Source organism: Mangrovactinospora gilvigrisea (assembly GCF_001879105.1).
Lineage (GTDB): Bacteria > Actinomycetota > Actinomycetes > Streptomycetales > Streptomycetaceae > Mangrovactinospora > Mangrovactinospora gilvigrisea.
Genome location: NZ_MLCF01000016.1, coordinates 47,936 through 62,199, shown reverse-complemented (window position 1 = coordinate 62,199; position 14,264 = coordinate 47,936). Strand labels below are relative to the sequence as shown.

The 14,264-nt window shown below is 75.4% G+C and carries 9 protein-coding genes and 1 pseudogene; 7 read left to right on the top strand and 3 right to left on the bottom strand.

The genetic code is table 11. The features are described 5' to 3' along the window. Window positions 1–310: 310 nt before the first annotated feature. From purD to BIV57_RS25540, 3 genes are all read left to right on the top strand, one after another. Window positions 311–1,552, top strand: a complete 1,242-nt coding sequence (purD, locus tag BIV57_RS04820; RefSeq protein WP_071655375.1) for a phosphoribosylamine--glycine ligase — start codon at window positions 311–313, stop codon at window positions 1,550–1,552. A 265-nt stretch (window positions 1,553–1,817) separates the two neighbouring features. Then, on the top strand, window positions 1,818–3,365 hold the full coding sequence (locus tag BIV57_RS04815) for a hypothetical protein (RefSeq protein ID WP_071655374.1): 1,548 nt from the start codon (window positions 1,818–1,820) through the stop codon (window positions 3,363–3,365). 291 nt (window positions 3,366–3,656) lie between these two features. Continuing rightward, on the top strand, window positions 3,657–5,210 hold the full coding sequence (locus BIV57_RS25540; protein ID WP_107409450.1) for a N,N-dimethylformamidase beta subunit family domain-containing protein: 1,554 nt from the start codon (window positions 3,657–3,659) through the stop codon (window positions 5,208–5,210). Here the strand turns inward: BIV57_RS25540 and yczE are convergent. Then, window positions 5,177–5,785 (bottom strand): annotated as a pseudogene (gene yczE, locus BIV57_RS26600) (membrane protein YczE); the annotation flags it as partial. The gene BIV57_RS25540 and the pseudogene yczE sit on opposite strands and share 34 nt — an antisense overlap. Before the next feature lie 88 nt (window positions 5,786–5,873). Here yczE and yczR point away from each other — a divergent pair. The 3 genes from yczR (at window position 5,874) to BIV57_RS04795 (ending at window position 9,805) form a co-directional block, all read left to right on the top strand. Continuing rightward, complete coding sequence (yczR, locus tag BIV57_RS04805) at window positions 5,874–7,394, top strand: MocR-like transcription factor YczR (protein ID WP_245797428.1); 1,521 nt, start codon at window positions 5,874–5,876, stop codon at window positions 7,392–7,394. 158 nt (window positions 7,395–7,552) lie between these two features. Further along, entirely contained in the window at window positions 7,553–8,599 is a 1,047-nt protein-coding gene (gene tdh / locus BIV57_RS04800) for an L-threonine 3-dehydrogenase (RefSeq protein WP_071655372.1), read from the top strand. A gap of 18 nt (window positions 8,600–8,617) precedes the next feature. Beyond that, entirely contained in the window at window positions 8,618–9,805 is a 1,188-nt protein-coding gene (locus BIV57_RS04795; protein ID WP_071655371.1) for a glycine C-acetyltransferase, read from the top strand. Window positions 9,806–9,875: 70 nt separating this feature from the next. On the opposite strand, the gene BIV57_RS04790 is transcribed toward BIV57_RS04795, so the two are convergent. Together BIV57_RS04790 and BIV57_RS04785 are read right to left on the bottom strand one after the other, a co-directional pair. Next, the gene (locus BIV57_RS04790; RefSeq protein ID WP_079170007.1) at window positions 9,876–11,945 is read right to left on the bottom strand and encodes an ATP-binding protein; all 2,070 of its coding nucleotides are present in this window, start codon (window positions 11,943–11,945) and stop codon (window positions 9,876–9,878) included. Then, on the bottom strand, window positions 11,942–13,036 hold the full coding sequence (locus BIV57_RS04785) for a PP2C family protein-serine/threonine phosphatase (RefSeq protein ID WP_071655369.1): 1,095 nt from the start codon (window positions 13,034–13,036) through the stop codon (window positions 11,942–11,944). Before BIV57_RS04785 ends, BIV57_RS04790 begins: the two co-directional genes overlap by 4 nt. A 247-nt stretch (window positions 13,037–13,283) precedes the next feature. Here BIV57_RS04785 and BIV57_RS04780 point away from each other — a divergent pair, with 247 nt between their 5' ends. Continuing rightward, on the top strand, window positions 13,284–14,222 hold the full coding sequence (locus BIV57_RS04780; protein ID WP_071655380.1) for a LysR family transcriptional regulator: 939 nt from the start codon (window positions 13,284–13,286) through the stop codon (window positions 14,220–14,222). The last annotated feature ends 42 nt before the right edge of the window (window positions 14,223–14,264 follow it).

Below are 14,264 nucleotides of genomic sequence, written 5' to 3'. Positions count from 1 at the left end.
CCTTCGCCCCGGCACCCCACCCGGACTGCTTCGCGGGCCGCGGGAACCCCGGCATCCCGCTCGGACTGCTTCGCGGGCCGCGGGAACCCCGGCATCCCGCTCGGACTGCTTCGCGTTCCGCAGGAACCCCGGCATCCCGCTCGGACTGCTTCGCGTTCCGCAGGAACCCCGGCATCCCGCTCGGACCGCTTCGTGGACCGCAGCAACTCCGGCACCCCACCCGGACTGCTTCGCGGGCCGCGGGCGGTGGGCCGCAGGCCGCGGGCGGTGAGGGGGAAGGGGCGCGGGCGGGGCCGGTACCCTCGGGCGGGTGAACGTTCTCGTCATCGGCGGCGGTGCCCGCGAACATGCCCTGTGCCGGGCCCTGCGACTCGACCCCGGCGTCACCTCCCTGACGTGCGCCCCCGGCAACGCCGGCATCGCCGACGACGCCGAGCTGCGCGCCGTCGACCCGATGGACGGCGCCGCCGTCGCCGCCCTGGCGACCGAACTGGGCGCCGACCTGGTGATCGTCGGCCCGGAGGCCCCGCTCGTGGCGGGCGTCGCCGACGCCGTCCGCGCCGTCGGCATCGACTGCTTCGGCCCCTCCGAGGAGGCCGCCCGGCTGGAGGGCTCCAAGGCGTTCGCCAAGGACGTGATGGCCGCCGCCAACGTCCCCACCGCCCGCTCCTACGTCTGCACCACCCGCGAGCAGGTCGACGAGGCGCTCGCCGCCTTCGGCGCGCCCTACGTCGTCAAGGACGACGGCCTCGCCGCCGGCAAGGGCGTCGTCGTCACCGACGACATCGACGCGGCCCGCGCCCACGCCGCCGCCTGCGAGCAGGTCGTCATCGAGGAGTTCCTGGACGGCCCCGAGGTCTCGCTCTTCGCCGTCACCGACGGCACCACCGTCGTCCCGCTGCAGCCCGCGCAGGACTTCAAGCGCGTCGGCGACGGCGACGCCGGCCCCAACACCGGCGGCATGGGCGCCTACTCGCCGCTGCCGTGGGCCGACCCCAAGCTGGTGGACGAGGTCATGGAGACGGTGCTGCAGCCCACCGTCGACGAGCTGCGCCGCCGCGGCACCCCGTTCGCGGGCCTGCTCTACGCCGGCCTGGCGATCACCTCCCGCGGGGTGCGGGTCATCGAGTTCAACGCCCGCTTCGGCGACCCCGAGACCCAGGTGGTGCTGGCCCGGCTGAAGTCCCCGCTCGCCGGGCTGCTGCACGCCGCCGCCACCGGCCGCCTCGCCGAGGTGGAGCCGCTGCGCTGGCGGGACGGAGCCGCCGTCACCGTGGTCGTCGCCGCCGAGGGCTACCCGGCGTCGCCGCGCAAGGGCGACGTCATCGAGGGGCTGGACGAGGTGCCGGCCGCCGACGAGCACGCCTATGTGCTGCACGCGGGCACCGCCCGGGACGGCGAGGGACGGGTCGTCAGCGCCGGCGGCCGGGTGCTGTCGGTGACGGCCACCGGCAGGAGCGTCGCCGCGGCGCGCGAGCGGGCGTACGCGGCGGTCGCGCACGTCCGGATGGCCGGTTCGCACCACCGCACGGACATCGCGGCCGGAGTCTGAGCCCCGGCCCCGTCCGAGGTACCCGTCCGGTTCCCTCCGAGGGCCACAACACCCCGGACGGGTGGAAGCGGCCACTCCCACGGGTGATGCGGCGGGCAAGCGGCTGACGCGTCCCGGCGTCAGAACTATCGTGCCCATGGAAGCACCGAGCGGGACGGTCCCGGCCAAATGCGCACGTTGCGCGCATGTCGAGCCCCCGGGTGTGCTTCGACGTACCGACTGTTCCGCCGGAAGTCGTCGCCGCGACGGGGGGTGAGCCGAGCACATGGCCGGGATCGAACAAGCGCGCGCCCAGGCGCTCGCCGTGCTGCGGGTGCGCGGCCTCGCCCTCGGCGTCGCCTGCCTGCCCGCCGCGGCCGCCGTCGTGGTGCTCGTCGGCCTGCTCACCGACCGCCTCGGCGGCTGGGTGGGCTGGGCGGTGGCCGCCTGGGCGGTGAGCGCCGTCGGCGTGCTGGCGCTGCTGGTGGCGGGCGCGGTGGGCCTGGTGCTGTGGCGGGCGCGCCCGGCGAGCAGCCCCGTCGTCCCGCTGGACGCCGCCGCGGCGCCGGATCTGTACCGGTTGATCGGCGAGCTCGCCGAGCGGCTGGAGGTGCCGGCCCCGACGGCGATCGCCCTCACCCCCGACTGCGACAGCTGGCTGGAGGAGCGGCAGCCCGCGCCCGGCGCGCGGCGGGCGGCGCGGCCCGGGCGGCGCGGCGGCGGGCCGGGCCAACTGCTCGTCATCGGCTCGCCGTTCCTGTGGTGGATGCGGGTCGCCGAGCTGCGCGCGCTGCTGGCGCCGGTGGTCTCCGGCACCGCCGCCGCCGCGGATCCCGACATCGCCGCCGCCCGCCGCTTCGTCCGCGGGCTGGACGCCGCGGTGGCGGTGGCCGCCGAGGCGCCCGGCCCGGTGCGCAGTGTGCTGGGGCGGATCGCCCGGCTGCTGCTGCGGGCCTGCCGCGGCCGGGCCGCGGAGATGGAGCGGGCGGTTGCCGCCTGGGCGTCCGAGCACGCCCAGTCCGTCGACTTCGGGCTGCGGGTCGCCGCCCAGCAGCAGGTCGGCCTCGCCTACGCCGGCTGGGACCGGCTGCTCACCCGGGTCGCGCTGCCGGCCTGGCGGATGGGCCGCTGGCCCTCCCGGCTGGACGCGGGCGTGGTCTCCGCGCTCACCGAGCTCTCCCGGCGCGATCGGCTCGCCGAGGGGTTCGAGACGCGGCTGGGCGAGCGGCCCGCCTGCGACCTGCTGGAGCGGCCCGGCGACGTCGACCGCGCGGCCTCGCTGCTGGCCGCCCGGCTCTTCCACGGCGGGCCGGAGCAGGAGGAGGTCGGCTGGTCGCCGGTCGAGTGGTCGGCCTACCCCGAGGAGATCGTCGACCGCATCTGGCGCACCGAGGCCGCCGAGCTGGTCATCGCGCTGGGCCCGGGGGCGCCCCCCGGCCGGGAGGCCACCCTGGACACCGTCCTCGGCCGGCTGGTCGACGATCCGGGCCTCGCCGAACGGGTCGCCGACGCCCTGACGGCCGCCGACACCCGCGCCCGGGCGCACCGCGCCGCGCGCTGGCCCGGCCCGGTGGTGGAGCTGCAGCCGGCCCGCACCGGGCGGGAGTTGCTCGCCGAGCATGTCGCCGCGCTGGTCTGCGGCGCCGTGGTGGACACCGCCGGCGGCCGCCCCGGCCTCGACTGGCTGGACGGCCCGGCGCTCTTCGTGCACGGCACCCGCTGCAAGGACCTCGGCGGCCCGGTGCAGCAGCTGCTGGAGGGCGACGAGGCGCCGCTGCGCGGCTGGCTCGGGGCGCACGGCGTCCGCACCGACAAGCCGGTCCGGCTGGGCTGAGCCCCGCCGGGGCCGGGCCGAGCGCGCGCCGGGGCGCACCGGGCGGCGCGTGCGCCGCAGGGGGGCGCGGACGACCGCGCGCTCCGTCGTGGACAAACTGTCGGGAGAGCCCCGAAAGCCCGTCAAAACGTCGCGGTGCGCGCGCATTTCAGCCCCGTTTCGCAACGGAATCGGCACCGCGGGTAACGAACCGGGCGCATGATGTGATGTGCTGGGGGGCATTCCAAGGACCGAGTCCGACGCAGAGGTGCAGAAGTGAACAGGCGTCAGAAGAGGGGGGAAGGGGCCCGGGTGGTCGTTCCGAGATGGGAGTCGGGGGCCCGCGCGCACGGCGTCACCGACCCCTTCGGGCAGGGTCCGCTGCCCTGGCTGCGCGGTACCTCCGCCGACGTCGACGACCCGGACGACGGCGCCCCCGCGCTGCCCTGGTACGTCGACCTGGAGCCCACCCTCAGCGAACCGGGCGTCCGGCTGCCCGCCCCGCGCGCCATATCGGGCACCCGCGGCGCGCTCCGCTCCGCCAACGACCTCGGTCTGCAGGTCAAGGGGTTCGCCGCCAACGGCTCGGCGCCGCCCGGCGGTTCGATCGACTTCAAGATCACGGTGAATCCGCCGCAGGAGATCTCCGTCGACATCTACCGGATAGGGCACTACGGCGGGGCCGGCGCCCACAAGATCTCCGGCGGGCCGCCGCTCACCGGCATCTCCCAGCCCGCGCCGCTGGTCGCCGACCGCACCGTCTCCTGCCACCACTGGTGGATGACCTGGCGGCTGCAGATCCCCTCGCACTGGCGGGCCGGCGCGTATGTCGCCGTCCTCACCTCGCAGACCGACCGCTTCCGCAGCCACATCCCCTTCACGGTCCGCGACGAACGCCCCTCCGACCTGCTGGTGGTGCTCCCGGACGTCACCTGGCAGGCGTACAACCTCTTCCCCGAGGACGGGGCGACGGGAGCCAGCCTCTACCATGCCTGGGACGAGCACGGCGGCCTGCTCGGCGAGGACGACGCCGCCCTCACCGTCTCCTTCGACCGCCCCTACGCCGGCGAGGGCCTGCCGCTGCACGTCGGCCACGCCTTCGACTTCGTGCGCTGGGCCGAGCGCTACGGCTACGACCTCGCCTACGCCAACGCCACCGATCTGCACGCCGGCCGGGTCGACCCGTCCGCCCACCTGGGGCTGGTCTTCCCCGGGCACGACGAGTACTGGTCGGCGCCGATGCGGGCCGCGGCCGAGAAGGCCCGGGACGGCGGCACCTCGCTGGTCTTCCTCTCCGCCAACACCATGTACTGGCAAGTGGAGTTGGCCGCCGCGCCCTCCGGCGAGCCCGACCGGCTCGTCAGCTGCCGCAAGTACCGGCGGGAGGACGGCACCGGCCGGGCCTCGGTGCCCGCGCTGTGGCGGCGGATCGGCGAGCCCGAGCAGCTGCTGCTCGGCGTCCAGTACCAGGGCCGGGTCGCCGAGCCGGCGCCGCTGGTGGTGCGCAACACCAGGCACTGGCTCTGGGAGGGCACCGGCCTCGCCGACGAGGATCCGGTGGAGAACCTGGTGGCCGGCGAGGCCGACCGCTACTTCCCGCGGGTCGCGCTGCCCCCGCACAGCGCGCGGATCCTGCTCGCCCACTCGCCCTACAAGGACGGCCGCGGCGCGGTCCGCCACCAGGAGACGTCGCTCTATCAGGCGCCGGGCGGGGCGCTGGTGTTCGCGGCCGGCACCTTCGCCTGGTCGCCGGCGCTCGACCGGCCGGGCCACACCGACGCGCGCATCCAGCGGGCCACCGCCAACCTGCTGGACCGCATCTGCGGGGCCTCCGGCTCCGGGCGCCCGGCGGAGGCCGCCGGATAGCTGACGTGCCGCAGGAACCACTGGGTCAGCGGCCCGATGGCCAGGGCGTAGACGACGGTGCCCGGGCCCGGGCTGCCGCCCAGGAGGAAGCCGACGACCAGCACGGACACCTCGATCGCGGTGCGCACCAGCCGCAGCGAGCCGCCGGTGCGGGCGGCGTACCCGGTCATCAGCCCGTCGCGCGGGCCGGCGCCGAGCCGGGCGCCGATGTACAGGCCGCCGGCCAGCCCGTTGAGGACGACCCCGCCGAGCAGCAGCGGGACGCGGGCGGCGTAGGCGTCGGGCGCGGGCAGCAGGGCCAGGAAGCGGTCCACCGCGAGGCCGATCACGAAGACGTTGCTGACGGTGCCGAGCCCGGGCCGCTGCCGCAGCGGGATCCACAGCAGCATCACCGCGGCGCCGGTGAGGATCGTCACCGTGCCGAAGGAGAGCGGAAGATGGCGGGTGACGCCCTGGTGGAAGACGTCCCAGGGGTCGAGCCCGAGCCGCGCCCGGATCATCATCGCCATGCTGAGCCCGTAGAGGATCAGCCCGACATAGAGCCGTATCAGCCGGCTCACGATCGGCGCGTGCATCGGAGTCCCCTTTTCGTTCGCTGTGATGCATGCCAGTCTTGAGGCCAATCGGGTCGTGCGGAACGGCCAATCCAAGGAAGGTGGACTGATGGCGGTGCCGGCGGTGGACGGGATGCGTGGCTCGCTGGGCCCGGCCGGGCTGGTCCGGCTGCTCGGGGCGTGGCGGAACGCGGACGGCGAGGCTCCCAGGGGCGGCGCGTCCTACCGGGCGCTCGCCGCGGCGCTGCGCGGCCTGGTCCGGGACGGCCGCATCGCCCTGCACGTCCGCCTGCCCGCCGAGCGCTCCCTCGCCGCGGCGCTCGGCGTCAGCCGCACCACCGTCGCCGCCGCCTTCGAACTGCTGCGCGAGGACGGCTATCTGATCAGCCGTCGGGGCAGCGGCAGCTACACCGCCCTCCCGGACGGCCGCAGCGCCCCGCCCTCCACCGGCGTCCATCCCCTCGACCCCGGCGACCCGGGCGCCCCCGGCGGCACCATCGACCTGGCGGTCGTCGCCATGCCCGCGCCCGAGCCCTGGTTCACCCGGGCGGCCGCCGAGGCCGTCGCCGAGCTGCCCGCCTACACCCGGGGGCACGGCAACTTCCCGTACGGCACCCCGGCGCTGCGCGCCGCGATCGCCGAGCGGTACACCGCGCGCGGGGCGCCCACCTCACCCGAGCAGATCATGGTCACCACCGGGGCGGCGTCCGGCTGGGCGCTGCTGCTGCACGAGCTCGCCTCGGCCGGCGACCGGATCGCCGTGGAGTCGCCCTCGTACGCCAACTCGCTCGCCGCGCTGCGCAAGTACGACGCCCGCCCGGTGCCGATCGGCCTCGGCACCGGCCCGCACCCCTGGGACCTGGACGCCTGGGCCGCGGTGCTGCGGCAGGCCGCGCCGCGGATGGCGTATGTGCTGCCCGACTTCCACAACCCGGCCGGGCACCTGATGGCCGAGGAGGACCGGGCCCGCCTGGTGGAGCTGGCCCGCAACGCCGGCACCCTGCTGGTGGTCGACGAGACCAACGCGGAGATGGCGCTGGACGACCCGGCGGCGGTGCCGCGGCCGATGGCCGCCTTCGACCGGGGCGGCGGCACGGTGGTCACCATCGGCTCCGCGAGCAAGTCGTTCTGGACGGGCCTGCGGATCGGCTGGCTGCGGGCCTCCCCCGCGCTGGTGCGGCGGCTGGCGCTCTCCCGCTCCAGCCTCGATGTGTCCTCGCCGGTCCTCGACGAGCTGATCACCCGTCGGCTGCTGGCCGAGGGCACCTTCGAGGAGGTGCTGGGCCACCGCCGGGCGGTAGTGCGGGCCGGGCGGGAGGCGATGGTGCGGGAGCTGCGGGCGCAGCTGCCCGAGTGGTCGTTCACCGTGCCCGGCGGCGGGCTGTCGCTGTGGGTGCGGATCGTCACCGACGGCACCGCCCGCTCGGGCGCCTCGCTGGTCGCGGCGGCGGCGCGGCGCGGGGTGCGGGTGGCGGCCGGGACGCACTTCGGGGTGGACGGGGCGCTGGACGGCTTCGTCCGGGTGCCGTTCATCCTGCCGGACGAAGCCGCGGCGGAGGCCGTGCGGCGCCTCGCGTCGGCGGCGCATGCGGAGGACGGTTCCGCGGGGGCGGAGGTCGCGGTCCTCTGAGCGGGCTTGGCGGGTCCGCCGAATGGCCGGGGTGTGAAGTGGCGCTGCACGCCCCCCTCAGGAATCGTCGATGGACGGAAGGGCCGTGCTCGCCGCAGCATCGTCCCGAAAAGTCCCACCCGTTCTCCGCCACCACCCCGCTAAGGAACCCGACACCCGTGAAGGCCCTCGTCAAGGAGAAGCCCGAGGCCGGGCTCGTCCTCGCCGACGTCCCCATGCCCGAGACCGGGCCGAACGACGTCCTCATCAAGACCCTCCGCACCGGCATCTGCGGCACGGACCTGCACATCCGCGCCTGGGACGGCTGGGCGCAGGAGAACATCGCCGCCCCCCGGATCATCGGCCACGAGTTCGTCGGCGAGGTCGTGGAGGTCGGCGGGTCCGTCAACACCCAGGACGTCGCCGTCGGGAACCTGGTCTCCGGCGAGGGCCACCTGGTCTGCGGCCACTGCCGCAACTGCCAGGCCGGCCGCCGCCACCTGTGCCGCAACACCGTCGGCCTGGGCGTCGGGCGGGACGGCGCCTTCGCCGAGTACCTGGTGCTGCCGGCGTCCAACGTCTGGGTGCACCGCAACCCCTCCGCTCTGGACCTCGACGTCGCCGCGATCTTCGATCCGTTCGGCAACGCCGTGCACACCGCGCTCTCCTTCGACCTGGTCGGCGAGGACGTGCTGATCACCGGTGCCGGTCCGATCGGCGTGATGGCCGCCGCGGTCGCCAAGCACGCCGGCGCCCGCAAGGTGGCGATCACCGACGTCAGCCCCTACCGCCTCGACCTGGCCCGCAGCGTCGGCGTCGACCTGGCGATCAACGTGGCGGAGAGCAGCGTCGCCGAGGCGCAGACGAAGCTCGGGCTGCGCGAGGGCTTCGACGTCGGCCTGGAGATGTCCGGCCGCCCCGAGGCGCTCCGCGAGATGCTCGCCAACATGACCAACGGCGGCCGGATCGCGATGCTCGGACTGCCGTCCGAGGACTTCGCGATCGACTTCGGACGCCTCGTCACGTCGATGATCACCCTCAAGGGCATCTACGGCCGCGAGATGTTCGAGACCTGGTACCAGATGTCCGTCCTGCTGGAGGGCGGCCTCGACCTCAGCCCGGTGATCACCGGCCGCTACGGCTACCGCGAGTTCGACGCGGCGTTCGACGAGGCGGCCGGCGGCCGCTGCGGCAAGATCATCCTTGACTGGTCCACCGAGAAGTAAGAGGAGCCCGGAGACACCATGTTCGACACCGTCCGCGACGAGATCCGGGCCACCCTCGAGGAGATCGACGCCGCCGGGCTGCACAAGCCCGAGCGCGTCATCACCACCCCGCAGAGCGCCGAGATCGGCGTCAGCGGGGGCGCCGAGGTCCTCAACTTCTGTGCGAACAACTACCTGGGCCTCGCCGACAACCCCCAGGTGATCGCCGCCGCCAAGGAGGCCCTGGACCGCTGGGGCTACGGCCTCGCCTCGGTCCGCTTCATCTGCGGCACCCAGGACATCCACAAGCAGCTGGAGGCGAAGCTCTCGGAGTTCCTGGGGCAGGAGGACACCATCCTCTACAGCTCCTGCTTCGACGCCAACGGCGGCGTCTTCGAGACCCTGCTGGGCGCCGAGGACGCGGTGATCTCCGACGCGCTCAACCACGCCAGCATCATCGACGGCATCCGGCTGTCGAAGGCGAAGCGCTTCCGCTACGCCAACCGCGACATGGCCGACCTGGAGCAGCAGCTGAAGGACGCCGAGGCGGCCGGCGCCCGGCGCAAGCTGATCGTCACCGACGGCGTCTTCTCCATGGACGGCTACGTCGCCCCGCTCGGCGAGATCTGCGACCTCGCGGAGCGCCACAACGCGATGGTGATGGTGGACGACTCCCACGCGGTCGGCTTCGTCGGCGCGGGCGGCCGCGGCACGCCGGAGCTGCACGGGGTGATGGACCGGGTGGACATCATCACCGGCACCCTGGGCAAGGCGCTGGGCGGCGCGAGCGGCGGCTATGTCGCGGCGCGGAGCGAGATCGTGGCGCTGCTGCGGCAGCGGTCGCGTCCCTACCTCTTCTCCAACTCGCTGGCCCCGATGATCGCGGCGGCCTCGCTGAAGGTGCTGGAGCTGGTCGAGGGCTCGGGCGAGCTGCGGCAGCGGCTCGCCGACAACACGGCGCTGTTCCGGCGGCGGATGGGCGAGGAGGGCTTCGAGATCCTCCCGGGCGACCACCCGATCGTCCCCGTGATGATCGGCGATGCGGCGGTGGCCGGGCGGATGGCGGAGCTGCTGCTGGAGCGGGGCGTCTACGCGATCGGGTTCTCCTTCCCGGTGGTGCCGAAGGGCGCGGCGCGGATTCGCATCCAGCTCTCCGCCGCGCACTCTGCGGACGATGTGGAGAAGGCCGTCGCCGCGTTCGTCGGTGCGAGGGACGCGCTGGGCTGACCGCCGGGCGCGGTGGGCTGCTCGCCGCCCCTCCGCCCCGGCACCCCACCCGCCCCGGGGGGGGCGTGCGCTACCCGGTGGGGGGTGGGGCGAGGGCGTAGGCGATGCCGGCCTCCGGGCCGGCGTCGCGGCCCGCCGCGAACGCCGTCCGGTAGGCCTCGTCCCCGAGCAGCTCGCGGGTCCGGTCCTCGCAGGCGGTGTGGGAGGCGATGAGCACCGGGACGCCCGACTGGGGGACGCCGATGGTGTGCCAGAGCACCTCGGCCGTGCCGAGCAGCCGGGCGGCGTTCTCGGCCCGCCCGGAGCGGACCGCCGCGGCGGCGAGCAGCTCGATGTTCATGGCGATGCCCGTCCAGTCGTCGAGGTGCCGCTTGCCGTCGACGGCCGCCCGGGCGAGCGCCTCGGCCTCCTCGGTGCGGCCGAGGCCCAGCGCGGCCAGCGCGCGCATGTGCTCGGCCCAGGCCCGCAGCCAGGTCTCGCCCCGTCCGGCGCACGCGGCGCGCATCTCGTCGGCGATCGCGGCGGCCTCGACGGCCTGCCCGAGGAAGACATGGGCGAAGGCCTCTAGGCTCACCGCCATGAACCAGGCCGCGGGATAGCGCCCGTCGTGCGGCGGGGAGGGCGGCGCCGTCTCGAACACCGCCAGGGCCTCCTTCATCTGACCGTTCGCCAGGTGGACCCGGCCGCGCAGCTGGATGTCGCCCACCGCGGCCGTCTCGTCCGGGTCGTGCGCGACGGCGGCGTGGAAGGCGGCGGAGAACCGGCCGAGGGCCTCCGCGTCGCCCTGCACGCTGGCGGTGGAGCACCTGGCCCACAGGGCCTTGGCGCGCACCAGGCCCGGCGAGGGGGCGAGGGCCAGCGCGCGGTCCAGGAAGTGCCGGCCCTCCCGGGCGAAACCGCAGGCCACCCAGAGGAACCACAGCGCGCCGGCGAGGTCCTGCGCGCGGTTCGCGTCCCCCTCGGCGAGGCAGAACTCCAGCGCGGCACGGAGGTTGGCGTGCTCGGCGACCGCGCGCTCGTGCCAGACGAGCTGGTCCGGCCCCATCCAGGCGGCGTCCGCCCGGTGCGCCATCGACCGGTAGTGCTCGGCGTGGCGGTGGCGCAGCGCGTGCTCCTCGCCCACACCGCGCAGCCAGAAGGAGCCGAAGTCGCGGATGGTGTCCAGCATCCGGAAGCGGGGCCCGGAGCGGCCGGCGGTGGCGGGAACCAGGAGCGAGCGGTCCGCCAGCCCCGCCAGCAGGCCGGGGATCGTCTCGTGCGGAAGGTGCTCGTCGGCGCAGACACCGACCGCCGCGACCGCGTCGAAGCCGCCCGCGAAGACCGACAGCCGCGCCCACAGCAGCCGTTCGGCCGGGCTGCACAGCTCGTGGCTCCAGCCGACCGTGGTGCGCAGCGCCTGGTGCCAGGGCGGATCGGCCTCGTCCACCACGGAGTCGGTGGTGCCCAGCACGGCGAACCGGTCGTCCAGCCGGTCGGCCAGCTCCGGCACGGTCATCTCGCCCAGCCGGGCGGCGGCCAGTTCGAGGGCGAGCGGCAGGCCGTCCAGCCGGCGGGAGAGCCGCATCAGCTCGGGGCGGTCGGCGGGGGAGCCGGGCGCCGTCTCGGCGGCTCTGGCGGCCAGCAGGGATGCCGCGTCCTCCACCGGCAGTGGGGCGACCGCCAGCACCCGCTCCTCCTCGATGCCCAGCGGACGGAGGCTGGTCGCCAGGATCCGCAGGCCGGGCGCGGCCTCCAGCAGCGCCTCGGCCACCAGCGCGCAGTCCTCCACCAGGTGCTCGCAGGTGTCGAGCACCAGCAGCAGCTCGCGGTCCGCCAGGTAGTCGGAGAGTATGTCGATCATCGGACGGGTCGTCTGGTCGGTCAGCGGCAGCGCCTCGGCGATGTCCTGCTCCAGCAGCGAGCCCCGGCGCAGCGCGGAGAGCTCCACCCACCAGACCCCGTCCGGGAAGGCCGGCCGGGCGTCGGCCGCCGCCCGCAGCGCCAGCCGGGTCTTGCCCACCCCGCCGACGCCGGTCAGCGTCACCAGCCGGGATGCGCCGAGGAGTTCGCGCAGCCGCGCGAGTTCCGTGCGGCGCCCGATCAGCTCCGTCCCCTCCGGGGGCAGACCGCCGGCCCAGAGCCCGTGCTCGTGCGTGGTCATTCGCATCCCCTTTCGATGGTGCCCCAGACCCGGTCGTCGTACATCGGCGCCGCCATCAGATCCGCGGTGGGCTGGACGAGGATCAGGGTGAGGTCGTCGTGGGTGCGGCCGGAGGCGTGCCCGCGGAGCAGCTCGACCAGGCCGTCGAGGGCCTGCCCGACGCTGGGCGCGGAGAGCGCGGACCGGACCCGGTGGTCGAGCGGGAAGCCGGCGCCCCGGTCGTCGCGGGCCTCGGTGAGGCCGTCGGTGTAGAGCAGCAGCCGCTGCTCCGGGGAGAGCCCCACCCGCTGCAGGGACGGCCGCGGCGACAGTCCGAGCGGCGGGGACGGGTGGGCCGGCTCCAGCAGCTCCAGCCGGCGCCCGACCCGCAGCGGCGGCGGATGGCCGCAGTTGACCAGGCGGACCCCGTCCGCGGTGAAGTCGGCGAGCAGCAGCGTCACGAAGTCCTCCTCGCTCAGGTCGCCGCCGATGCGGTCGTCCAACTCGCGGGCCAGGCCCACCAGGTCGGGCTCGGTGGCCGCCAGCCGGCGGAAGGCGCCCAGCACGGCCGCGCCGAGCAGGGCCGCGTCCACGCCGTGCCCCCGCACGTCGCCGATCAGGAGCCGGGGGCCGGCGGGGGTGAGCACGGCGTCGTACAGATCGCCGCCGATCAGCGCACCCGGGGTGGCGGAGGCGGTGTGCATGGCCGTGGTGAGGCCGCCGAACTCGGTGGGCAGCGGCCGCGCCAGGGCCCGCTGGGTCAGCTCGGCGATGCGGGTCGCCCGGGCCAGCGCGGCCTCGGCCGCCGTCCGCCCGCGGGCCACCAGGACGGCCCACAGGCCGACGGCGGAGACCAGCACCACCCGCACCGCATGGTTGAGGACGGCATGCGGCGAACCGGCGGCGGCCGCCCCGCCCGGGAGGACCGCGGCGAGCAGCGCCGCGGCGAGGGCGAGCAGCGCGGTGACGCGCGCCCGCAGCCGGCAGGCGGCCAGCAGCGGCCCGCACACCAGCAGTTCGGGGAGCGCGGCCGCGGTGCGGAGGGCCGTGCCCAGCGCGACGACCGCCTCGGCCGAAACCGCCGAGAGCAGCCAGCCACGCTCCGAACGCACGCACGCCCCCTGGGTCGTTGTCCCGCGAGAAGCCGGAGGGCCGCAGCATCCCAGGCCCGGAGCCGGTAGTGACCCTGTTGCGCACTTTCGGTCGCCGGTTGTTCCGGATAGCGGCGATCTCCGACCGATAGCGACTGGAAGTGACAGTCTGCGAACGGGGAAGCGCTCGGCGGACCCCCCGGCCGGACGCGCCGCGCACCCCGCGGCGGCCGCACCGATCCGCCGGCGGAGCGGCACAATGGACCGCATGATTGACGCTCGCAGACTCCGAACGCTGCGGGCCGTCGCGGACCACGGGACCGTGACCGCCGCGGCAGCCGTGCTCTACCTCACCCCGTCCGCCGTCTCCCAGCAGCTCAACCAGCTGGAGAACGAGACCGGCGAGCGGCTGCTGGAACGTTCCGGCCGCGGCGTCGCCCTGACGCCCGCCGGGGAGATCCTCCTCAAGCACGCCGACCTGGTGCTGGCCCAGCTGGAGCGCGCCGACGCCGAGCTCGCGGCCTACCGCACCGGCGCCGCCGGCACGGTCACCGTCGCCGCCTTCGCCACCGGCATCACCCGCCTCGTGGCGCCGGCCATAGCCCGCCTCGACCCCGGCGTCCGGGTCCGCGTGCGGGACGCCGAGGGCGACGAGTCGCTGCGGCTGCTGCTCGACGGCGAGCTGGACATCGCCGTCGCCGTCGAATACCGCGGCGCCCCCCGGCAGGGCGACGGCCGGCTGGCCAGCTTCCCGCTCTACGCCGAGCCCTTCGACGCCGTCCTGCCGCGCGACCACCCCGCCGCCGACCAGGACGTCCTCGCCCTCGCCGACCTGGCGAACGACCCGTGGATCGGCCCCTACCCGCGCAACCCGCTCCACGAGGTCACCACCCGCGCCTGCGAGCGCGCCGGGTTCGAGCCCGCGGTGGTGCACTGGTCCGACGACTTCAGCGCCGTCGTCGCGCTCGCCGCGGCCGGCGCCGGGGTGGCGCTCGTCCCGCGCACCGCGCTGCCCGCGCGCCCGCCCGTCTCCCCCCACCACCCTTCCGAGGAAGCGCTGCGCCCCCCTGCCCTCGAGGGCGTCGTCGTCCGCCCCCTGGAGGGCCCCGCGCCCACCCGGCGTGTCTTCGCCGCGACCAGGGCGGGGAGGGAGAACCACCCCCTCGTCAAGGCCGTGCTGACGGCGCTCGGCGAGGTCGCGCCGTAGCGGACCCAGGCGCCCCGCCTCCCTGCGAACGCTTAGACTCGC

Coding starts and splice junctions, on each gene's coding strand:
- BIV57_RS04815 (WP_071655374.1), top strand. CDS start 1,818: ATGGCCGGGATCGAACAAGCGCGCGCCCAGGCGCTCGCCGTGCTGCGG.
- yczR (WP_245797428.1), top strand. CDS start 5,874: ATGGCGGTGCCGGCGGTGGACGGGATGCGTGGCTCGCTGGGCCCGGCC.
- BIV57_RS04795 (WP_071655371.1), top strand. CDS start 8,618: ATGTTCGACACCGTCCGCGACGAGATCCGGGCCACCCTCGAGGAGATC.
- BIV57_RS04790 (WP_079170007.1), bottom strand. CDS start 11,945: ATGACCACGCACGAGCACGGGCTCTGGGCCGGCGGTCTGCCCCCGGAG.
- BIV57_RS04780 (WP_071655380.1), top strand. CDS start 13,284: ATGATTGACGCTCGCAGACTCCGAACGCTGCGGGCCGTCGCGGACCAC.